Source organism: Vibrio fortis (assembly GCF_024347475.1).
In the GTDB taxonomy this organism is placed as follows: domain Bacteria; phylum Pseudomonadota; class Gammaproteobacteria; order Enterobacterales; family Vibrionaceae; genus Vibrio; species Vibrio fortis.
Genome location: NZ_AP025488.1, coordinates 1,301,589 through 1,323,160 on the forward strand (window position 1 = coordinate 1,301,589; position 21,572 = coordinate 1,323,160).

Annotated in this window: 17 protein-coding genes; 7 read left to right on the forward strand and 10 right to left on the reverse strand. The window is 44.6% G+C overall.

The features are described from left to right. Positions 1–14: 14 nt before the first annotated feature. Positions 15–737: a nitroreductase family protein gene (locus OCV50_RS20260; RefSeq protein ID WP_261904437.1), complete on the reverse strand. Its 723-nt coding sequence runs from the start codon at positions 735–737 to the stop codon at positions 15–17. Positions 738–969: 232 nt separating this feature from the next. Between OCV50_RS20260 and OCV50_RS20265 the strand changes: the two genes are divergently transcribed. Both OCV50_RS20265 and OCV50_RS20270 read left to right on the forward strand, forming a co-directional pair. After that, positions 970–1,983, forward strand: coding sequence for an ABC transporter substrate-binding protein (locus OCV50_RS20265; RefSeq protein ID WP_261905245.1), 1,014 nt, complete (start codon positions 970–972; stop codon positions 1,981–1,983). A gap of 3 nt (positions 1,984–1,986) precedes the next feature. Next, positions 1,987–4,413 carry a putative bifunctional diguanylate cyclase/phosphodiesterase gene (locus tag OCV50_RS20270; RefSeq protein ID WP_261904438.1) on the forward strand — a complete coding sequence of 809 codons (2,427 nt, stop codon included), beginning with the start codon at positions 1,987–1,989 and terminating at the stop codon, positions 4,411–4,413. 78 nt (positions 4,414–4,491) lie between these two features. Here the strand turns inward: OCV50_RS20270 and OCV50_RS20275 are convergent, their stop codons facing one another. Together OCV50_RS20275 and OCV50_RS20280 are read right to left on the reverse strand one after the other, a co-directional pair. Continuing rightward, positions 4,492–5,520 (reverse strand): diguanylate cyclase domain-containing protein, encoded by a 1,029-nt coding sequence (locus OCV50_RS20275; protein ID WP_239840469.1) that lies wholly within the window; start codon positions 5,518–5,520, stop codon positions 4,492–4,494. Between the two features lie 4 nt (positions 5,521–5,524). After that, a complete protein-coding gene (locus tag OCV50_RS20280; protein ID WP_261904439.1) occupies positions 5,525–5,986 on the reverse strand; it encodes a molybdopterin-dependent oxidoreductase in 462 nt (153 codons plus the stop codon). Between the two features lie 173 nt (positions 5,987–6,159). Here OCV50_RS20280 and OCV50_RS20285 point away from each other — a divergent pair, with 173 nt between their 5' ends. The 5 genes from OCV50_RS20285 (at position 6,160) to OCV50_RS20305 (ending at position 11,132) form a co-directional block, all read left to right on the forward strand. Beyond that, positions 6,160–6,513 (forward strand): c-type cytochrome, encoded by a 354-nt coding sequence (locus tag OCV50_RS20285; RefSeq protein WP_390905158.1) that lies wholly within the window; start codon positions 6,160–6,162, stop codon positions 6,511–6,513. 18 nt (positions 6,514–6,531) lie between these two features. Continuing rightward, complete coding sequence (gene ccoN / locus OCV50_RS20290) at positions 6,532–7,941, forward strand: cytochrome-c oxidase, cbb3-type subunit I (protein WP_261904440.1); 1,410 nt, start codon at positions 6,532–6,534, stop codon at positions 7,939–7,941. Positions 7,942–7,944: 3 nt separating this feature from the next. Continuing rightward, entirely contained in the window at positions 7,945–8,556 is a 612-nt protein-coding gene (locus OCV50_RS20295) for a cbb3-type cytochrome c oxidase subunit II (RefSeq protein WP_261904441.1), read from the forward strand. Further along, entirely contained in the window at positions 8,553–10,709 is a 2,157-nt protein-coding gene (locus OCV50_RS20300) for a c-type cytochrome (RefSeq protein ID WP_261904442.1), read from the forward strand. The genes OCV50_RS20295 and OCV50_RS20300 overlap by 4 nt, the downstream gene beginning before the upstream one ends. A gap of 204 nt (positions 10,710–10,913) precedes the next feature. Then, a complete protein-coding gene (locus OCV50_RS20305) occupies positions 10,914–11,132 on the forward strand; it encodes a PAS factor family protein (RefSeq protein ID WP_239840149.1) in 219 nt (72 codons plus the stop codon). Between the two features lie 117 nt (positions 11,133–11,249). Here the strand turns inward: OCV50_RS20305 and OCV50_RS20310 are convergent, their stop codons facing one another. The 7 genes from OCV50_RS20310 to OCV50_RS20340 form a co-directional block, all read right to left on the reverse strand. Beyond that, positions 11,250–12,542: an alpha/beta hydrolase gene (locus OCV50_RS20310; protein ID WP_261904443.1), complete on the reverse strand. Its 1,293-nt coding sequence runs from the start codon at positions 12,540–12,542 to the stop codon at positions 11,250–11,252. Between the two features lie 198 nt (positions 12,543–12,740). Next, positions 12,741–14,000 (reverse strand): sensor histidine kinase, encoded by a 1,260-nt coding sequence (locus OCV50_RS20315; RefSeq protein WP_261904444.1) that lies wholly within the window; start codon positions 13,998–14,000, stop codon positions 12,741–12,743. Continuing rightward, a complete protein-coding gene (locus OCV50_RS20320) occupies positions 14,001–14,684 on the reverse strand; it encodes a response regulator transcription factor (RefSeq protein ID WP_261904445.1) in 684 nt (227 codons plus the stop codon). Between the two features lie 78 nt (positions 14,685–14,762). After that, positions 14,763–17,933, reverse strand: a complete 3,171-nt coding sequence (locus OCV50_RS20325) for an efflux RND transporter permease subunit (protein WP_261904446.1) — start codon at positions 17,931–17,933, stop codon at positions 14,763–14,765. Between the two features lies 1 nt (position 17,934). Then, the gene (locus tag OCV50_RS20330) at positions 17,935–19,188 is read right to left on the reverse strand and encodes an efflux RND transporter periplasmic adaptor subunit (RefSeq protein WP_261904447.1); all 1,254 of its coding nucleotides are present in this window, start codon (positions 19,186–19,188) and stop codon (positions 17,935–17,937) included. Further along, a complete protein-coding gene (locus OCV50_RS20335) occupies positions 19,185–20,579 on the reverse strand; it encodes a TolC family protein (RefSeq protein ID WP_261904448.1) in 1,395 nt (464 codons plus the stop codon). The genes OCV50_RS20330 and OCV50_RS20335 overlap by 4 nt, the downstream gene beginning before the upstream one ends. Positions 20,580–20,828: 249 nt before the next feature. Continuing rightward, positions 20,829–21,572, reverse strand: coding sequence for a DUF3726 domain-containing protein (locus tag OCV50_RS20340; protein ID WP_261905246.1), 744 nt, complete (start codon positions 21,570–21,572; stop codon positions 20,829–20,831).

Here is a 21,572-nt window from a genome sequence, read left to right on the forward strand (position 1 = left end):
ACCTATCGCCAATATTAATGGCTTTTAATTATCGTTTCACTTTCCACTCTTTGACGATCACCGTATATGCCTTCGTCTGTCCTAACACCACAGCTAACAATCATAGTGATCTGGTCACTGTCACGCAGGCCAAGCAGCGCTTTAACTCGTTTAGAGTCGAAGCCTTCCATTGGACAGGTGTCGTACCCTTTTTCACGCATTGCATACATAAAGGTCATAGCCGCAAGAGAAACACTCTTATGCAAACAAACTCGAACATCGGTTTTGCTGACTTCTCTTACCATAGGTTTGTTGCGACCAAGCCACCAGCTATAGACCTTACGCATTGCTCCTCTAATGCCCAATGCATCGTTGTTGTAAACCATAGGAATCAAGGTCTCATAATATTTCAGTGCGCGCTTTGCTGCTTGATCTTCTCGACCTTGGAACGCCTCACGTACTTTCTGAGCGTTACGCTGGGCGCGCTCTTTCCAGTTATGGGTTGTCGCCACAAACACCACCAGTTCATTTGCCGTCTTTGCCGCGTTTTGTCCCATACAGTATTCAGCAAGTTTTTCGCGCTTATCAGAAGAAATAACACGATGAAATTCCCACATCTGCATGTTGCTGCTGTTTGGGCTTAGAGTTGTTAACTCCAATGCCTTTGCGACATCATCATGGTTAAACTCAGCGTCCGCGTCATATTTTCTAACTGAACGTCGCGACGCAACGATAGACTCAAAGGATGGGTAATTCATAAAAGACTCAATCTCAAAAAAAGAAATATGTTACTCCAAGAAGAATTTGGAACAAGAAATTTCCGCTAGTTAATGGCGACTCAGCCAATAACTCCCTATAAAGCTTGAAACTTCGTTCTCTTATTTAATCATGATCATTCCCTTTTATTTGAAGCAGGTCTCAAATATTGAGCTAGGATTTATATTAATAGCCCTTACTACAAGGAAGTAAGCCGTGAATAAAACTCATTGTATCGTCCTGGGATGCGTAATTGGCTTTTCTGGTTTTGCGCACAGTGAGCAAAGAGACATCTACCTCTACAACTGGGATGAGTTTCTCTCTGAAAGTGTCATAGAGCGTTTAAAAGAGACCCACAACATTTCTCTCAAGCAACAATTTTTTTCCGATGAGTCGATTCGTGACGAAGTGTTGTTGAGTGAACGCAGAGGGGCATTCGAACTGGTTGTGTTAGAAAGCGTTAAACTCAAAGCTTTAGCCAGACAGAATTTGTTCCATGACTTGAGTAGCATTCAGCAGGACATTTCAGAGAATTTCGAACCGCGTTGGATGAATGGATGCGGGAAGTATGGCATCCCTTACGCTTGGGGCACTGCGGGGATCTTATATCGAAGCGATAAAATGTCTCCACCAACATCTTGGAAAGCCCTCTTACAGCCCGAACCCAAATTCAGTGGCCGAATCAGCATGTATTACGAACCGACTGATTTAGTCAGCACAGCGCTTCTTGCAAACCAATTCGATCCTTTTACCAATGATAACCAAGAACTGAGAGCCGCATTTAAAAGCTTGGAAGAACAAAAAAGTCACTTGGAAAGCAGTGAATATGTCATGGACTACATCCGAGATAAGGAACGTCTGCTAAGTATAGATTTAGCTTATGGCTATTCCGGTGATACCTATGTGTTAAATGATATCGACCCCGATGCATCTTGGGCATATTCAGTACCAGAAGAAGGAACAACGCTCTGGCTAGAGTGCTTATCAGCCATCAACAATGGCGATCTCTCGAATGACGCAATGACCATTATTTCCTTTCTTTCCCAACCTGAAATTGCCGCCATTAACGCCGAAGATTCTTGGTTTGCGACGCCAAACAAAAAAGCAAAAGCTCTGACTAGTGAGGAGTATCAGAGTGACGCCGAACTTTTCCCAACTCAAGAAGTTTTGGATCGCAGTTATTTATACAAGCCGTTGGAGCCTAATAGCCTCCAAATAAGAAATAGAATTGTAGATAGCTTGAGATAATACATGTCAATACTAAATCGAGTATACCTGTTCCTTATTCCTGCCTTATTTGCTGTTTTTACACTAATGGGCATATTTGTGTTTAATTTTGGCTATAGCCATGCCAAACACATGTACCTAGATAAGGTGCAGTCTAGTGTCAACACCGCCTTAGTTGCTGCGGAATATGAGCAGTTAGGGCTATCGATGCTGACCAAAGATATTGGGTCTTCGCTTCAATTCCTAAGATACATTCAAAATCCGAGCGACTACACCACCCTTTCACTATTAGAAAAACGAGTGTTACAGATTCTCAAACAGAGCAGCGTGAATCAGTTTGGGGATAGAAACGTCTACATCATCGACCCTAGGTTTAACCTCAAGTTATCGACATTGAGAACCAACCCATTTGAAGACCTCAAGATACCCGACAATATCTATGAAAAAGTATTCGATATATACACTTCCCTGATCACCAAAAATGAAGTTTCAGACCAAGGCTTTTCTTATATCTCTGTCACCGGCGAATTAAGATATGCCTACGTAGCAGCCTTCGACCCCTATTTGATTCCACAAGATAAACGCGTTAACGAAAGTCTCAATCGCTATATATTGATTGCTGACGGTCCATTAAAGCAGTTATCGAACCTTCTTACTGAGTATAATCTGGATGACGATTTGCAAATCCTGATCGAACCACTGAGAGGCACACCCAATTTAGAAAACAAGCAGTTCATTATCAGATCGATTGAGCAAACTGAAGAAAATATCACAGTCCAAATGGCCAGTGCTCACCTAGTCGCACAAGTGAACATTCGTACTACAAAGTTTAAAAATGAAGTCAAGGACATTGCCCAAACTACAATTATTGGCATCATTGCCACCTTAGCCGTCATTGTACTCATCATCCACCTAGTTGTACGATATCAACTCATTCGTCCCCTAAAGACTCTACTCCAAGAAATCACGTTGGGAGGCTTAAAGTTACGATACTTTAAGCGTTCTTCAGGTCACAGCGAAGTCGACAGCTTGAAAAACGCTTACATCGACTCACTTACAGAGCTCAAGTTTGAAGCCGAATTTGATCAACTAACGAAGCTTGCTAACCGACGTTCATTCATCAGACACCTTGATGTTAGATTAGATAGCACTCTTAGCTCACGTTGTTATCTAATCTGCTGGGACATCATCGACTTTCGTAAGATCAACGATCTTTACGGAGCAAAAATAGGCGACAGCGTTTTAGTCAACTTGGCCTCGGTACTGAAAGAAACACTGCAGAACCAACAAACGTCCTACAGCTTCAGTTACAGTGATTATTCTTTGGCGCGCTTGGGAGGCAATCAATTTATCGCAATACTTGAAACTGAAGAGTCTCAATCAATCCAACAAGAGATAGAGAACATAAATAACTCGCTGACCAGCGCGACATTTGTGGATTACTACGGATTTAGACTCTCTATCGCTACAGGCGTGCTACCTGTCGATACGCCAAACTTCAAAGAGATTTGGCATAGATGCGTCGATGAAATGCTCAATAATGCAAAGGCGCATAGTGATGGAGAAAGTAGAATCGTTTATGGCGAAGAGCTTCTTCATAAGTTGGAACGTCAGGACATCATTGAGAAAAGACTGCTTGAATGTTGCGAGAATAATGAATTCGAGCTCAGATTCATGCCAATCTTTAACGCCAAAACACTACAAATTGATGGTGCCGAGTGCTTAATTCGTTGCCCTGTGTTGTTTGATATTAACGCAGGCCCTGATGAATTTATTCCCGTGGCTGAAAAGAGCAACCTCATATCACGAGTGGACATGTGGGTGATAGATACCGCGGTGAAAGCGTTCAAAGAACTGTCAGAGAGCCATCAATATCAAGGGACGATTTCTATTAATATCTCTGCGATGGAACTCTATAACCGAAACTTTGCCGACAATGTTAGAAAAGTTATTGATAAGTATAACGTTTCCCCGGGTAACATCATTATTGAGATAACAGAAACAAGCTATGTCAAAAGCACAAAATTAACGGTTCAAACAATCGAAAGTATAAGAAACCTAGGGCTTAAGGTGTCTCTCGATGACTTTGGCACTGGGTATACAGCCTTTAACCAACTACTACACTACCCAATTGATGAATTAAAAATTGATAAGAGCTTTATCGATGATATTGAATACGATAATGCGGACCGGAAAATGGTCGACTCAATGATAAATTTAGGTCACTCGTGTAATGCACATGTCGTTGGTGAAGGGGTTGAATCCGTTGAACAATACCAGTATCTACGCAACGCCAATTGCGACCTAATACAGGGTTACTTATTTAGCCAACCTCTTACCTATTCAGACTTTATTGATTTTATCGAAAATCACGACACAGAAGCTCTGCTCAACACTCACCTTAACAAAGACATTATCGATATCAACAAGAAAACACCAAAACAAAACTAACACCAATGCCAACGCTAGTAGCGATAAAAAAGGGTGACTAGATTAGCTAGCCACCCCTTCATTTATATCGACATGTTGTTAAGCAGTCTGCATGCTCGTAATCAATTCCATCATATCTTCAGGGTGAATGTCTTTTTTATGTCTTACAGCCGCATCGATCATCAACTCTAGGTTGCCAGCAGAGATATAGTCTCCAAGAACGTTGCTAAATTTCTCTTTCATCTCATTACTGTCTGTTTGCTCTTTAGGAACAAAGAACACAAACTGCCCCCCACTGCTTCTAAAGGATACGGTTTCTTTAGGTACCTTAGTCAGCAGAGATTTAGCGGCAGAGCTGACAACCAGATCGCCATATTCAACACCATATTTTTGATTGATCTCTTTTAAATTTCGAATTCTGACAAAGTAGAGATCAAAATTGCTGTCATTCGAATAGCGATCTTTAATGAATTTGATCAGAGATAACCTATTATAAAAACCCGTAATGTGGTCTGTGGTTCTAAGTTTGACATTATAAGCACTGTCAAAATACAAAATAGAAGCCGCTAGAATGATCAACATGACCAATACAAAGCTACTCACTCGATTCACAAGAACCAGCTGATTAACAGTCTGCGTGTTGTCTTCAATCACTGGACTTTGCAATCGAAAGTTATCATTAATAAAAGAAACCATTCCTTGATAACAAATTTCAATTTTTTTCTGGAGTGGCTCCTTCGGGATTTCTCCCTGCTCAACCAATTTTATAGACGATTCAAGCGTTCTAAACTTTTCAAATTCAGAGGTGAAATAAGGTTTAAAATTGGCTGAGCGAATAAAATTTGATGATTCATTGCTATTAATAAGAATATCAAACCGACTCCAAGTTATGTCGTATGCTAACCATAACTTCTCGTAGTCGATGTTTGTGGATTGGCTAACCGTAAGGAAGTTTGCATACTCCTTAACTAACTGAAAAACGAACCAAGTTGCTTCATTTTGACGGTTAGAAAAGTTGGAATTGATATCATTAATTTTGGTAACGCTGTAGATGTTAAGTGCAAGTACAAAAAACATTGCACTGATAATTGCGATTTTTGTTATTGATAACGATAACAGCTTTTTCATCATTCTACCTCGATAGGTGAATATCCCTAATTTGCCAAATCATTTTGGCATGGAAGTCGGTGTTATTGATATCGGGCTTAGAACTCAAAGGGTAAATTAACCAAAATGGCCCTTTATCTCTCACAGACATAAACTCGCCATCTTGCTTGATTGCGATAATGGGTTTGTATTTCTTAAAGTCCTCGTTGGGAACAGAGATCTTATAATCATTAAGTGCGACTAAAGTGACATGTTTTGACATTGAAAGATCGATGCTTTTAAGCACTTCGTTCAAATCAACACCACTATATGATGACTGCCCTTCTATCCATGGTAATTCCGTTGATATTTCATGTTGAGGCAGTGACAAAAGCTGCTCTCTGGATAAACTATGTTTTTTCCCTAATTGATCGAAAATAGTCAGTTGTGACGCATTCACCGAAGAAAAAGGAAGAAGTAAAATTAGCAGTAAACTCAGTGATTTCATTATTAACTCCACTTTCATGACCTCGTAATAAATAGTCTAGTTCATATTTATCACTTGATGGCAATAGTGGCACAGCATTCCCTTTGAATACGCCATTCATAAATCAAAACTAATCCAAATCCCCTACTGCTTACGTATTGCTCGACGATAGCACTATCAATATTGGGGAAAACATGATGAGTTTCAGCAATTACCGTTCAATCCAAAGGTCTTCGATCGTACTGTTAGTTACGCTGTTTCCGTTGACCAGTTATGCTCAAAATCCAGACCCACAATTTGAATTAGGCAAACAGAAAGCCAAAGTGTGCATGACCTGCCACGGAGAAGACGGTATCTCTACCCAAGAGCCCTATCCCAATCTACGCGGACAAAAAATGGGCTATTTGATCTCATCACTAAAAGATTACCAAACCCGCGAGCGAACCAGTGGGCTCGCTGTTCTCATGCAGCAACAAGCCGACGCTCTCACCGACCAAGACATCGAAGATATTTCCTATTTCTATTCACAACTCGGCAATGAAAAGTAACCTTTACAGGAGCTTGTTATGGAAAACGTGACAACGCAGTACAGTGTGAAGGTAGTTAAGTACTTCATTCTGGCATCATTCGTTTGGGCGATTCTAGGGATGTTAATCGGGGTAATTCTCGCAGCACAGCTCTATTGGCCCATCCTCAATTTCGACTCTCAATACTTTCAGTTCGGCCGTCTGCGCCCGCTTCACACCTCCGGCGTTATCTATGGGTTTGTCGTGAATATCCTAATGGGGACTTCGCTTTACATCGCGCAACGGACTGGCCATTGCCAACTCTTTAACAAAAGCCTCGCGTGGATGGTGTTCTGGGGATGGCAACTCGTTCTATTACTCGCATTAATTACACTTCCTGCAGGCTACACTACGTCGAAAGAGTACGCAGAACTAGAGTGGCCAATCGATCTGTTGATTGTTTTTGTCTGGGTTCTTTATGCCATTCTTTTCTTCGGCACGATAGCGAAGAGAAAGGTCGGCCATATCTTTGTTGCCAATTGGTTTTTCGCGGCGTTCATCATCGTTATCGCGATGATTTTTATCATCAACAACCTTGCCATGCCTGTTTCAGCAATGAAGTCCTATTCTGTGTTCGCAGGGGCGCAAGACGCCATAGTGCAGTGGTGGTGGGGACATAACGCGGTTGGATTTTTGCTGACAGCTGGGATCATCGGGATGAACTATTACTTCATCCCCAAGGCCGCTGATAGGCCGATCTACTCTTACCGACTGTCCGTCATCCATTTTTGGGGCTTGGTCGGATTCTACACTTGGGCAGGAACCCACCATTTGATTTACTCTTCTGTTCCTGTTTGGGTGCAGAACATCGGAATCGTGATGTCTTTGATTCTATGGTTGCCGTCATGGGCCGGTGCCTACAACAGCGCAATGACTCTGCTCCAAAATAAAGAGAAACTCAAAAACGACTATATCTTGCTGTTCTTCTTCTCAGCAATCCTTTACTACTGCTTGGCCACATTTGAAGGCCCTCTCCTTGCAATTCGCTGGTTCAACATGCTCGCTCACAATACTGAGTGGGTGATCGGTCATGTTCATTCTGGTGCGCTGGGTTGGGTGGGTATGTCAGGTATCGCAGTTTTCTACTACTTCATCCCTCGACTTTGGAATAAAACCGATCTGTGGTCACCAAGGCTTTTGAAATGGCACTTTTGGCTTGCGCATGCTGGTGTCGCTCTATACGCCATCGCGTTGTGGGTGGCTGGAATTGGTGAGGGTTACATGTGGCTGACGCAGAACGACAACGGCGAACTGGTATACAGCTTCGTCCAAGCGATGGACTTTAAAGCTCCTTGGTTGTTCTTACGCTTCTTTGGTGGTGCCTTGTTCGTGTTAGGTCTGTTGTTGATGGCCGTTAACCTCTACAAAACCGTTCGTATGCCGAGCGCACTCGTGGCAAAGGAGGCTTAGGGTATGAGTAAAGACTTCACTCAATCCGTTTGGATTTTGATTATCACCACCATCGTTGTTGCCTCCTTCTCACTGCTTGTCTGGGTTGTGCCTAACATTGTACGTACCGCAGACATAGCCGAAGGAAGTATGGCTAAACCCTTAACTGCACTAGAGCTCGCTGGCCGTGACATATACATCAGCGAAGGCTGCCACGTATGTCATACACAAATGGTTCGTCCGCTTGACCCTGAAGTTAAACGCAACGGCCGAGCAAACCAAGAAGCAGACGACATCTACGAGTTCCCGAATCTTTGGGGTTCAAAACGCACCGGCCCGGATCTCACAAACCTAGGGAGAAAATACTCAGATCAATGGCACGTTATTCATCTTATAGACCCTAGACAAGTGGTGCCGACTTCAATAATGCCCGCTTATCCTTGGCTGTTTGAACAAACCCTTTCAGGAGATGACATTGGGGACAAGATGACAACGCTGCGAACACTGGGCGTACCGTACACAGATAGCGAGATCAGCGAAGCTAGACTGCAAGTTCGAGGCAAAACCAAAGCCGAAGCGCTGATTCGTTACCTGCAAAGCCTTGGTCAAGATACAGCACAGGAGGTGTCGCCATGAGTACATTCTGGAACTGGTGGGCGATCATTTGCACCCTAATCTTCTTTGTTTTAATGGTATCTGTGGTTGTTAAATATTGGCGAAGTAACCATAAAGCTGACCAAGACCATACCGTCGGCACATTTGACAACATTGAAGAGAAAGATGCGCCACCACCTAAGCTACTGTTTATAAGTTACGCTATTGCTTTCGTTATTTCTGCTGGCTACTTAGTGCTATACCCGGGAATGGGCGAATGGACGGGTCTAGTTGATTGGCAACAGAGCGACGACAGGTTGAGTTCTCCATCTACTTCGCTGGACGAGCAGATGGTATTACAGGCTAAAACGGACCTCAACACCCTTGCGTTAGTGCCTGAGATTGTTACCAGTGGGCAAATTCTGTTTCAAACTCACTGCGCAGCGTGTCATCGGGACAATGCCCAAGGTCAAAAACACTTTCCTAATCTCATCGATCAAGAGTGGTTATACGGCGGTGACGATAATGCCATTATCCATTCTATCGCCAAAGGCAGAAACGGCGCGATGCCGGGTTGGAGTGAAATACTAAGGCCCGATGAAATATCTAAGATCTCTTATTATCTCGCCTCTCTAAACCAGCGTCACACCGATGTGCCGGAAGTTAAAGTCGAACTGGGAAAAAGCCTCTTCATCCAAAACTGCGCATCCTGCCATGCTGACGGTACGGTTGCCAATCCCACTACTGGCGTACCCGACCTATCCGACAGCATTTGGCTCCATGGCGGAAGTATTGAAGAGATCCAACACACCATCAATTACGGTCTTAACAACTTGATGCCCGCTTTTGAAGGACAACTGACAGAGAATGAGATTCTTGCCCTGGGTGCGTACATTCGTCGTTCAGAGCAGGTTGAAGTAGAACGGCTTGCGGCCTTAAAAGCGGATTCGGTTGAGCGTGGTGAGTACCTTGCACATGCCGGAGACTGTGTTGCTTGCCATAGTGCAGAAGGTGGTGAGCCGTTTGCCGGTGGCTTACCGTTTGTGACGCCATTTGGTACCGTCTACTCAACGAATATCACCCCTCACGCAAGCGAAGGTATTGGCCTGTATGACTTTGATGACTTCAGAGATGCGCTAGTCAAGGGTAAGGGTAAAGAGGGCTACCTATACCCTGCAATGCCCTACACGTCCTATCAATACTTAACCGATCAAGATATGGTCGACCTTTGGGAATACATGCAATCAATCCCTGCAGTGTCTCGTCGTAATGACGATAACAGCATGATTTTCCCATCGAATATCAGACTTGGACTGCTAGGCTGGAATATCGTCTTCATGGATACCGACCCTATTGACTACGAAATTCCGCAAGCGCTTAAAGAGAGCGTGGACAATGTAGAAAAATGGCAACAAGGTAAATACTGGGTAGCTGGGCTTGGACACTGCTCTGAGTGCCACACGCCAAGAAACATTGCCCAAGCCTTGATACCTGAACGAATTTTCCAAGGAAACCTAATTGATGGTTGGAACGCGCCGGACATTACCGCTAACGAGCTCTATATCGACGAGTGGGATGAAAAGACGCTGACTGACTTCCTACACACAGGCCACTCAGATAAAGGCACCGCTTTTGCCGGAATGGCTGATGTGGTGAAAAACAGTTTGAGTCTAATGACACGGGAAGATATTGAGTCGATGTCGTATTACCTATTAAAAGGTGATACCCACAACATGATTGCCCCTGATGCCGTTCAACTGCAACCCAAGGGCTTCGATGACGAAGCGTATCAATCCGACATCTATACGACCTATCGCCAAACCTGCGGTGCCTGTCACGGTGATGATGGTAAAGGTAGAGATCCTATCGCCCCAACACTGCTCAACAATGGGATTATTATGCACAGCGACCCATTCAATACCATTGCGGTTACGGTACGTGGTCTGCAACCAACCTATCTTGATAAAGACAGAAACTTCATGCCAATGGCCAGTTTTGAGGAAGTTCTTTCCGATCAGAGTTTGGCCGAGCTCATCACTTTTGTACGTAAGAATTTGGGAGACAGACACGACCCTGTGACTCCTGAATATGTAAGAGAAGTAAGAGAAACATTAGAAGCAGCAGGCTATGCTGGCGGGTTGCACACAACCCCAGATATGTATGACCGAAGAGACAACAACATCCACATCAAATAACGTTATTTGTTGACGAATATTGCTGTTTGATACCAAAAGGGACCTGTACTAGGTCTCTTTTTTACATTATTGAGTCATTATTCATTAGAGATCAATCACTAAAGATAACGATTGCTTAACACATAATGCGATCGGAATCTCAGAAACAATACTACACAGAGTGCATAATGTTTTTATTTTTAACAGATGTACTAAGGACAGTTTATGGATAAATCCACTCTCATTTACAACACCCTTGAAGGGTTATCGAATGCAGAGCCGCAAGAATTCGCTCAAATTCGTCAAGATCTATACAATCGATTAGGTCTGACGTTCGAACAACAAACTGCACTTTATACAAGTGTTTTAGGCCCTGCCGGTGCCGGAAAAATTACTGACATCAACAATGCAGTAGAGTCTGCTTGTCAGATCCTTGGCGAATAATTGATATAAAATTAAAAACAACAAACGCCAATATTTCCCCCCGACGAATTCAAAAAACGCTGCTAAATTTAACAGCGTTTTTTCGTTGTATCGTCATCAATTCTGATAGATAAAAAACTACTTGGGTAGATTCTCTATCGACTCAACCATCGTCATTAGCTTCTCTAAAATACGTTCACCGTCAGCTCTAATGCCATTATGCTCGTATTCATTAGTGATCCAGGCTTTTGAATTCGGAATCTTCGCCAGTGTTTCACGGCTATAGTCGAGTTCAACATACATGTCGTCCGCATACACAGCACACGCCATCGGTACCTTATTCTCGTTCAGTTGTTTAGGTTCGTACAAGCGATCCCAGTCAGACTTCTCAGCCAATAGGTCAGCCGCTTGCTTCAATGGCTTCAACGTTTCTAATTGATCAAACATCCATGGATAAACCATTTCACCCGTAAACCAGAACTCTTCACCCGTTTGATAATTAAAGTGCGGATACTCATCACGAACACGATGTGCAGACCATTTTGATGCCGTACCTTGGCAATAGATCGACTCATGCAAAATCGCGTAAATAGGATTGGTGAGGTAAGCCTGCTCTTGCTGCATCTGGTTTAAGAAGCTGTAACTCAGTTGCTTCTCTCCAGCCACATCAACAAAGGCATTTTCCAGAGTGAAGTACATTGGTAAGTTAGCTTCGCCACTACCAAGATTAATGCCGATCAATTGGAACTGTTCAACAGTGAAGATCTGGCCGTTTGGCAAACGTACTTCGTTAGCAAGCAGGTGGTCTGCAATCTCTCGACACAGAGCCTGCGCTTGTGGGAACTGAGCGAAGAACGCCCTATTCTTATCCTCTACACGCTTATAAGTCGCTCGATATACATCATCAGCTTCGCGCTCAATCGATGGGATACCGCCGGTTACATAGCAACGTAACAGACTTTGAGGAAACAGAGACAAATACGTCAGTGTGCAAAAACCACCAAAACTTTGACCAATCGTCGCCCACTGCTTAACACCAAAATGCTCGCGAATCGCCTCAGCATCGCGCACTATGTTGTCTGCACGGAAATGAGACAAGTACTCTGCCTGCTCATCTGAACTCAAATGCGCCAATGTTTGATGGCTGATCACCGAGCTATTGCCCGTTCCACGCTGGTCTAGTAAAAGCACACGATATTGTTGTAATGCACGCTTAACCCAACCAGATTCACCACTCATTCTTGGCGAAGGAAAACCGGGACCGCCTTGAAAGTAGACAAGCCAAGGTAGCTCTTGATTGTCTTTTGCTAGGTCCACCAGCTCGCGAGCAAAAACTTGAATTTGCTCCCCTTGTGGATTCTGATAATTGAGAGGAAGTTGAAAACTATGTTGACGGTAGAGCGTCGTTCCATCAATGAATTGTGCCTGCACGCAAGTATCCTTTATCTGTGACTAGGGCGTGTTGACCTTTCGTGATTAAGTTTCGTTCGAAAGATCAACACGCCTGAATATTTATCATTCTATTTATAAGTGAGCCAATGCTGACTCACCTTTTCAAGATACTCGCAAGCTACCTTATAGGAAACTGTAAATCGTCAATATTCGTAAAAATCTTTTACAACCGTATAGTTAGATCTTAAAAGTAACATCCACTCGCCACCCTTCAGCCGATTGCTGAGTTTGATAAGTCCATCCATATTGAGCAATAAGCCTTTGGGTAAGCTCAAGCCCTAAACCAAACCCGAGATCATCACTTCCTATTCTAGGCTCTACATCACGATTCACGATAGATAAGGTATCTCCTGACTGAGTAATCTCGACATGACCATTTTCAGTATGCTGAAAGGCATTTCGAATCAGGTTTGAGATAACGATTCGACACAAACCTTCAGGCAGATCCAGTGTGGTTTGATCGACCCTAGTCGTCACTTCAACTGATTTACCCTGTAGCAAGTAACCAAGCTCTCCAACAATTTGCTCAATACTCTTTCCCAGCGAGATTGGAAAGCTAGGCAGCGACTTACCTTCTTGGCGGTTCAACCAAAGCAGCGTTTCAGTCAAGTCGGTCATCGTAAACCCAGCGCGCTCTATTCGATCGAGCACTTCCAACTGTTTCTCTTCTGGAATCTGCTTAGTGATCATCTTACGTAACAGTTCAGAGTTGGTTCGCGTCACCGCAATCGGCGTCCGTAGCTCATGACTGGCATACCCAAGGAAGCGTTGCTCTCGTTCCAAGCTCTCTTGTACCGAGCTTAAGCTAGATTTAATCAACTCACCCAACGTATTGAGCTCGCTGTAGTGAAAATTAGGTACTGGTTTCGTCAGCTGTTCTTTATCCAACCCTTTTGCCCAGTCTTTTAGCTCTTCTACCGGAGAGGCTATTTTTCTCTGAACCAGAATGAGTGCGACAAGAAAAAAGACGATGGCTCCCAAGCCAATAAAGATGATGTAGATAAACGGTGGCGGCTCGTTTTCAAACTTATCACTCATATCCATTTGCTTAAGCAGCAACGAGATATAACGAGTTTTTCCATCTACGACAACCTTCATTGCGAAATAGCCAGCCTCAGGCTCAGATATGATGGGCACGCCGTCAATCCGTTTTAGGAGTTCATTTGGGATCAATTCATCAGGGTTAAGGTTTTGTTGAATCTCTATTGGCAAATCTTCCCACTTAGCCGCTAACGTCACATCATCAAATTGAACGGGCTCGTCATTTTCACCCAGTGGAAGCTCTGTCGCTTGTGCTCGCATGAACTCGGTCATCGCGGTATCAAGCCCGGCAAAAAAATAGTGAATGCCCGTGATGGTTAAAACGCCAATGGTGGCGCTACCGACAAACAGCATGGCAACGAGAAAATAAAGCCTGATACTCGGGCGGATTTTCATTTAGGCTTCCTCATTCAACTTAAAGGAAAAGCCATAGCCAGTAACGGTTTGAATGAGCTTGATGTCGTTTGTTCCATCCACGGCCTTTCTTAGATTGAACATATGAACCTTCAAGCTATTACTGTCGGGCTGTTCATCGCCCCACACCGCTTGCATCAGCTTTTCACGAGACACGGCATTTGGGCTCTCTCGCATCAAGCACTCTAAAAGTTTGAATCCTGTCGGAGACACTTTGAGTGCTTTTCCTTGGCGTGTGACATTCTTGTCTTGGAGATCTAACTCAACACCTTCAATGCACAACTTATGAACTTGTCCACTGCGACGTCGCGAAAGAACTTGTGTGCGAACAATTAACTCCTCCATCGCAAAAGGCTTCACAAGATAGTCATCCGCTCCTTTAGAAAAACCTTTCAGTTTGTCATCGAGGGTGTCTCGCGCGGTTAGCATCAGTATGGGCACATCAATGCCTTGTGAGCGAATCTTCTCGCACACCTCTAAGCCATTGAGTTTTGGTAAATTGAGGTCAAGGATAACGGCATCGTAATGATTGGATTCAATCAAGTTATAACCAGAAAGGCCATTCGCTGCGTGGTCACAGGATATATCTTCGAGCTCTAGGTAGTCGATGACAGCCTTGGCCAAATCAAGATCATCTTCAACCAATAGAAGTTGCAAATTATCCACCCATCCTCCTTCGTTCCAAACACAGCCCCATAAGCATCCTTATGGGGCTCGATAATCACATCATATAATTGTAACTGATTACGCTAAGTCTAACTGTCTACTTGAGCTAAGAAACTTATATTTTACTTTATTAATCAGAGTATTTATGTCGTTATGAATCAACAGCAGTGACGGCGTTAATACTAGTGTAATGACAGTAGCAAACAAAATGCCGTAACCAAGCGCCGCTGCAGCTGGAATCAGAAACTGTGCCTGCATCGAGGTCTCGCTCAACAACGGTGCCAAACCTGCAAACGTGGTGACAGAGGTCAGCAATACCGCTCGCAAGCGTCCAGTACATGCTTGTTGGATCGCATCTTTAATGGTCAATGACTTATCTTTTACCAACTCATTGAACCGAGACACTAACAATAGGCTGTCGTTCACTACAACACCGCTCAGAGCCAAAATACCATTTAGAGATAAGATGCTGAGAGTCAGATCATTTAACCAGTGCCCTAAAATAGCGCCAACAATACCAAATGGTATCGCGACCATAATGATCAAAGGCTGCACGTACGATTTCAACGGAATAGCCAGCAGTGCAAAGATCATGATCAGCGCCAAAACAAACGTCGATTGCATGGAATCTGTTGACTCTTGTTGTTGCTCTGCTTCACCCGTAAAGTCGATGTTCACCGTGGGGTAATCAGCATTTAGCTCTTTCACAATACTGTTTTTCAACTGAGCGACAAGTTCATTCGATGCGACCTGATCTTTATCCACCACTGCGGTAATGTACACAGCGCGCTGGTTATCAATACGAGTGATTTCAGACTGCTGATAATCGGAATAAACCTTAGCGACTGTCGTTAACGGCACAACCGTACCATCAGGGGTTCTTACCTTTGACGCACCAATATCCGCCAAGGTTTGACGATCATTTTCTGGATAACGCACACGGACTTTCACTTCGTCTTTGCCCCGCTGAAAACGCTGAACAATGTCACCACCAAAAGATTGCAGCACTTGTTGGGCCAGTGTTGCCGTATCCATTCCAAGGGCGCGGCCTTGGTCTGTTAATTCGAAGCGGTATTGAGGCTCACCTAGATCCAGGTTATCGTCAATTCCGCTCACCCCAGCGACCGTTTGCAACTCTGCCTTAAGCTTATTCGCCGCTTCTTTCAATAACTCTTCATCATTGGCTTTCAATTCCGCTTTAAAGGCGTCCACCATCTCCATCATCGACAACACTTTAAGCTTTTTGACGCCTTCCATGTTTTCTGAGTTTGCTAACCAAACATCGGCAAATTGGTTGGAGTCATAAGTCGCCTCATCACTAAGCTCAATCGTCACTTTGCCCGATTTATCTTCCTCTGCGATCACCTGTACACTTGAAATGCCCGATTCACCACCATGAATCGCTCGTAACTGTTTATCAACGTCTAGTGCGTTCGCCTCTAACTGCAACAAGTTAGTTTGAGTTTGACCAAAACTGCTGTCGTTATACATGCTAATTTCAGCGGTTACGGTATCGCCAGCGATGTCTGGGAAAAAGGCCACTCGGACACTTCCGGTAAATGGCATCCCGATAACCAAAATAAACAGTGAGATAAAGCCAAGAACGACCGCGTATCGGAAGTTCAATGCCTGCTTAATCAGTCTTGTGTAGATCTTATTGTTAACCCACTCTAAACCGTTATCTGCCCCTTGCTGAATGCGATTCCAGATGCCTTTTTTATCAGAGCGTTGCGTATTCACGTGTGCTAAATGCGACGGCAATATTAGTTTTGATTCCACTAAAGAGAGCATCAAACAGATAGCAACGACCGTGGCAAACTGAGCATAGATCTGCCCCATTTTGCCTTCCACCATCGCGATCGAGACAAACGCCACCACAGTAGTTAGCACACCAAATATGGTTGGTGCTGCGACCTTATGCGTGCCTATGATCGTACTCTTTAGAGTGTCACCTTCTGCTCTGCGTGTTGAATAAATGCTCTCACCGACAACCACCGCGTCATCGACCACAATACCCAGCGCCATAATGAAACCAAATGTGGTCATCTCATTAATCGTGAGCCCCATAAACGAATCAGTCATGAAGAACAGTGTGCCGCAGAATACAAACGGTAGGCTCGCTGCTACCCAGAACGCTACTCGAATATTAAGGAACAGAGCCAATACGATGAATACCAAGGCTATACCTGTCAGAGCGTTCTTCGCCAATAGAGACAGTCGCTCCTTAATCAGCGTACTTTTGTCGTACCAGCTTTCAATTTCGACATTCTCTGGCAGTAAATTACTCGATTTCCATGTTTCTACGACTTGTTCGGCCTGTTCAACAATGCTGATGACATCACTGTATTCATCCATCACAATCTGGATGCCCATCGAATTTTGTTGGTTGTAACGCGACAAACTAAAGGTATCTTCTTCAAACACATCGCTGACTACCGCGATATCGCCAAGGACGATTTGACCACCATTGGTTGTGTTCAAAATTGGGATTGCTCTAAAGTCTTCCAACTCATAAGCCTGCTCCGACACTTTTAGGCGAACCGTCTTATCACCATTACGCAAACTGGTTGCGATACTGGTCGACGATTCTGCGTTTATCGCGTTGGACACATCCGTCAGAGTGAGGTTGTAAGCTTGCAGCTTGGCCTCATCAACCTCGACTGAGATCATCGGATCAATCTTAGCCTTAACTTCCAGATCACGAATCTGACTTTGGCTCAGTAGGTCAGCCTTTAACTGCTCGGCTAGGTCTTGCAAAGTCGCGCGGTCTGTATCGCCATAAAGCTGCACCCACAGCGCGTGCTCTTGCATTCGCGCTTTGTCGATAACAGGATTATCCGCTTCGACAGGTAAGTTATTAATCGCATCAACCTTGGTTTTCACATCATCCAACAAGGTATCCAGATCATAGTTCGTCTCTTTTTCGATAGAGACATGACTGCCTGATGAATCAGAAGTGGATGTAATGTGCTTAATGCCAGATACCGTTTCCAACGCTTCCTCTATCTTCATTGCGATCCCCTCTTCCGCCTGAACGGGATCGCCACTATCGTAAGTGACAGATACGGTTACGATGTCAGGTTCCAGGCTTGGGAATGCCTCTTTACGTAAGCCATCTACAGAGAACAAACCCACCAGAATCACACCGAACATGAGCAGATTGGCGGCGACAGAATTTTGAGCGAACCAAGCAATAATGCCTTTCGGCTGATAAGAGGGTTGCTGATTTGTTGAAGGTAACAAACTCATGTTAGCCCTCCTCTGACATCGCATTTTCTGCGATATGTTGAACTACGCTGACTTTACTTACTGCTTGCGACACGGCTGGACTCACTTTCATACCGACTTTGAAGTTGCTCAATGGACGCATCACCACTTTTACTGCGGCTTCATTTTGCGTGGGCTCAACGTAAATGTGATCATCTCGCTCAAACAGTGTGGTTGCTTGCGATTTGGTTAACATACCTTGCGAGTCCACCGTCCAAATCTCACCTTGCTGCGACAATGCCGATGCTGGCAACTGCCACAAGTTATCCACTTCTGCACCAGAAATCGTCGCTGTCACAAAGGTGCCAGGGAAAAGTGGTTGAGCTTGATCAAGCGGGTTATCGACAACTAATACAACAGAGCGCTGACGCGTATTCTGGGCGACATATTGATAGCTACGTTCTACCTGAGCTTGCCATTCGACAGACCCCGTACTGTCAGTAATGGTCGCCTTCCACGTGATTTCGCCTTGTAGCGTTGAATTCGGCAGGTTCGCCCACTGCTGTTCCGATAACGGGATTTCGATCTCAATCCGATCGATGCTGTATAGTGTTGCGATGCTGCCCCCTGCGTTTAAGTAGCTGCCAGGCTGAATATCACGGCTTACCACAACACTATCAAATGGCGCTCGTACCTCTGTATTGGTCAAATCTTGCTGCGCTTTTACTAACGCTTGCTTGGCGTTCTCTAGCTTAGCTTGCGCACTGGCAAGTTGTGGCTCACGCAGAACCAATGGAGAACTTGGCTCCCCTGTTAAACCAGATCGCTCCCATTCAGAGCGAGCCTGTTCGCCTTGTCTCTGTTCTTCTAATAACTCTTGAGTTGCGGTCGCAACATCCGACTTCGCTTGAGTAACCGCTTGCTCGTATGTCGTAGTATCGATCTTCGCAAGTAACTCACCTTTTCTTACGGTAGAGCCGGCTTCAAAGCTGCTAGACAACCACTCGACACGACCGCTTAGTTCACTGGCAAAAGCAAGCTCGTAACGCGGTTTTGTCTCACCAAAACCAACAATCTCTGCATGATAGCTAGCCGCGTCTGTTACCTGTACAGCAACCTGTGGAAGTGAACGGATATCTGACGCTTGTTCACCTGCTACCTCGACCTTAGTTTGCGGTTTTGCTTGAGCCGCTTGTGCCATTTGGCTACCGTTATAAGCGACGACGGCAAAAATAGAACCTGCTGCGGCTAAGGTGATAGCGAACGTGATTGCATTCTTTTTTAATGTGCTTTTCATGCTTTGTTTCCTAGATTTTCGACACCTAGGCCCAGTGCTAAGCCTAAATCAATTCGGTTAAGTAAACGTTGGTACGTGGTATTGGTGAGTTGAGACTCGACGTCATAGGCTTGCTGTTGAACCGTCAATAAGTCGAAGATGTCCACTAGTCCTTGGCGATATTTCTCTTCATAACTGACGACACTTCGTTTGGCGCTCACTAGTGAAGCCTTTAGATACAGTTGCTGATCAGCTAATGAACCTTCTTGTCCAATCGCGTTTTCCACTTCATTCACAGCGGTCAGTAGCGCTTCTTGATATGCCCAATAGCTTTGCTCTGTTGTTAACTCGGCAATCTCGGCGTTGGTTTTTAAGCGACCACCTTGGAATAGTGGCGCAGATATCTGACCAAGCGCACTCCACAAAGGGTTGGCAAACAAGGCTTCACTTGGCGTTTCCGCCATATCCTTTAAACTTGCCGAGAGACTAAAAGATGGCAGCATCGCCTTATAAGCGGCATCCGTTCTCAAGCTCTCAGCTTCGATATTAAAAAACGCTTGTTGTAGGTCGGGACGACCCGCAAGGTTTTGCACGGACATGTTGTCAAGAGGGTTTAAGACTTCAGGAAACGCTTGAGCGACGTTGACGTTAGTCACCTTGGTATTGAGCTCTCCAGTCAGTAATAGCAGGCTGCGCTTACTCTTTGATACGTTCTCTTGATATTGCGCGACAGTTGCACGAGTAGACGCGGTACTCGTCTTGGCGTTATCTAGCTCTTCAAGCGTACCTAAACCCACCTGATAGCGGTCTAATACCAATGTTTCGTTGTTTTCAAGAATCGATAAACGGCGCTGCTCTATATCCAGAAGCTGTTGATTGACACTGATCTCTAACCAGCCACGCATAATATTTGCAGCAAGAAGGTTGGTTGCGTTTTGTAGGCTTGCTTGAGATGCAGCAACGTCTTTTCTAGAAGCGGCTGTGACGTCTGCTGAGCGCTGCCACAGGTCGATTTCCCAACTCACGGTAACATCAGCCGTGTAACTCTCGTCACTGCCTTCCGTTTTCTCTGCTGAAAAATTAGCATTCACCGTTGGTAGTTGGTCAGCGAAACTTAAACCCTCTTGGGCATACGCGATCTTAAGCGCCACAATACTCTGCTGAAGGCTTGGATTAGCGCTTAGCGCTGTCGATAGGTACTCGTCAAGCTCTGGTACATTGACAAGGTCGGTAATTAGAGTCGTTGGTTGTTCTGTTTGATCTTTCTCAGCCGTTTCTACTCGATTGAGTAGCTGCTGAATAGACTCATTTTGTTGCTCTGTTGCCTGCGTTGAATAATTGGCTTCGCTGGTTGTTGCACAACCCATAAGACCAGATAGCATTAGCGCAAGCACTGAATATCGAAACGTCATTGGTGCTCTCTCCCCACTTAGATGCGGCAAAGATAGAGCAAGCAGGGTTAAGGAGGGGTTAACGCCTCAATATATTCAGCAAAAAAATGATTGGTTGAAAGGATGATTACCACTAGAAAGGAAAAAGAGCCTAATGCTGAGAGGGGACATTAAGCTCTTTGGTTATCAACTAGGCAACATCAAGTGACAGCGTCACTCGGTGTTAGTTGTATCTATGAGTGGTGAGTTGTTTGGGAATAGCTTATCACTCTAGATCGTCTCCGGTTCCAATTCACCTGCGCCTTGAACGGATCTTTGGCTATTTTCCACCAAAATTGCCGTAGCTGTTTCTTTCAATATACTCCACTCTTTTTCATCGACCTCGATACCATTTTGCCAAGCATTGCTTTGGCTCTCATTAAGTGATGAAGAAGTAACGTGTTGCTCGTACCCTTGAGATAGTGTGCTCACATCAAAATCCTCAATCGACAGTTCAATTGTCATATTATGGAAATGTTCAGTATGAGTTTCTACATCATCCGACAGGAATAGCTCTGGAGCTACGCAGCCTCGGTTAAGAACATATAAGGTGCGCTTAGGGTTTGATCCGTTAGCCCAACTGGCACTGCACGCAATGCCCTTTGATGCCAGTTTTACGAGCTCGCTGTAAGCCAACCAGCGGTTATGGCAATTAATGAGCTCAATTTTTAGCGCCTTGTTGCCTACCATTTTTTCTATGGCGTAATCCATAATCACGGGTAGATGACACGCAACGCTGCTTTCGTGTAGATCCACTTGAACCGTATTGTCACTGGTTATTGAAATGGCCACTGGCGTATCAGACTCTAACCCGATGTAGTTGCTCGCATTATTGAAGTGGCGCACGCCGTCTAAACCAACCATTTGTAAGTCCGCCACCATGTTGGCAACCACATCCGCTTCGCCACAGCAGCGGCGCATACCAAGAAAGGCTTTGTTTACAGCCGCGACAAGTTCATTGTGAGAAACGATCAT

Coding starts and splice junctions, on each gene's coding strand:
- OCV50_RS20260 (WP_261904437.1), bottom strand. CDS start 737: ATGAATTACCCATCCTTTGAGTCTATCGTTGCGTCGCGACGTTCAGTT.
- OCV50_RS20270 (WP_261904438.1), top strand. CDS start 1,987: ATGTCAATACTAAATCGAGTATACCTGTTCCTTATTCCTGCCTTATTT.
- OCV50_RS20275 (WP_239840469.1), bottom strand. CDS start 5,520: ATGAAAAAGCTGTTATCGTTATCAATAACAAAAATCGCAATTATCAGT.
- OCV50_RS20280 (WP_261904439.1), bottom strand. CDS start 5,986: ATGAAATCACTGAGTTTACTGCTAATTTTACTTCTTCCTTTTTCTTCG.
- OCV50_RS20285 (WP_390905158.1), top strand. CDS start 6,160: ATGATGAGTTTCAGCAATTACCGTTCAATCCAAAGGTCTTCGATCGTA.
- ccoN (WP_261904440.1), top strand. CDS start 6,532: ATGGAAAACGTGACAACGCAGTACAGTGTGAAGGTAGTTAAGTACTTC.
- OCV50_RS20295 (WP_261904441.1), top strand. CDS start 7,945: ATGAGTAAAGACTTCACTCAATCCGTTTGGATTTTGATTATCACCACC.
- OCV50_RS20300 (WP_261904442.1), top strand. CDS start 8,553: ATGAGTACATTCTGGAACTGGTGGGCGATCATTTGCACCCTAATCTTC.
- OCV50_RS20305 (WP_239840149.1), top strand. CDS start 10,914: ATGGATAAATCCACTCTCATTTACAACACCCTTGAAGGGTTATCGAAT.
- OCV50_RS20315 (WP_261904444.1), bottom strand. CDS start 14,000: ATGAAAATCCGCCCGAGTATCAGGCTTTATTTTCTCGTTGCCATGCTG.
- OCV50_RS20325 (WP_261904446.1), bottom strand. CDS start 17,933: ATGAGTTTGTTACCTTCAACAAATCAGCAACCCTCTTATCAGCCGAAA.
- OCV50_RS20330 (WP_261904447.1), bottom strand. CDS start 19,188: ATGAAAAGCACATTAAAAAAGAATGCAATCACGTTCGCTATCACCTTA.
- OCV50_RS20335 (WP_261904448.1), bottom strand. CDS start 20,579: ATGACGTTTCGATATTCAGTGCTTGCGCTAATGCTATCTGGTCTTATG.
- OCV50_RS20340 (WP_261905246.1), bottom strand. CDS start 21,572: ATGATCGTTTCTCACAATGAACTTGTCGCGGCTGTAAACAAAGCCTTT.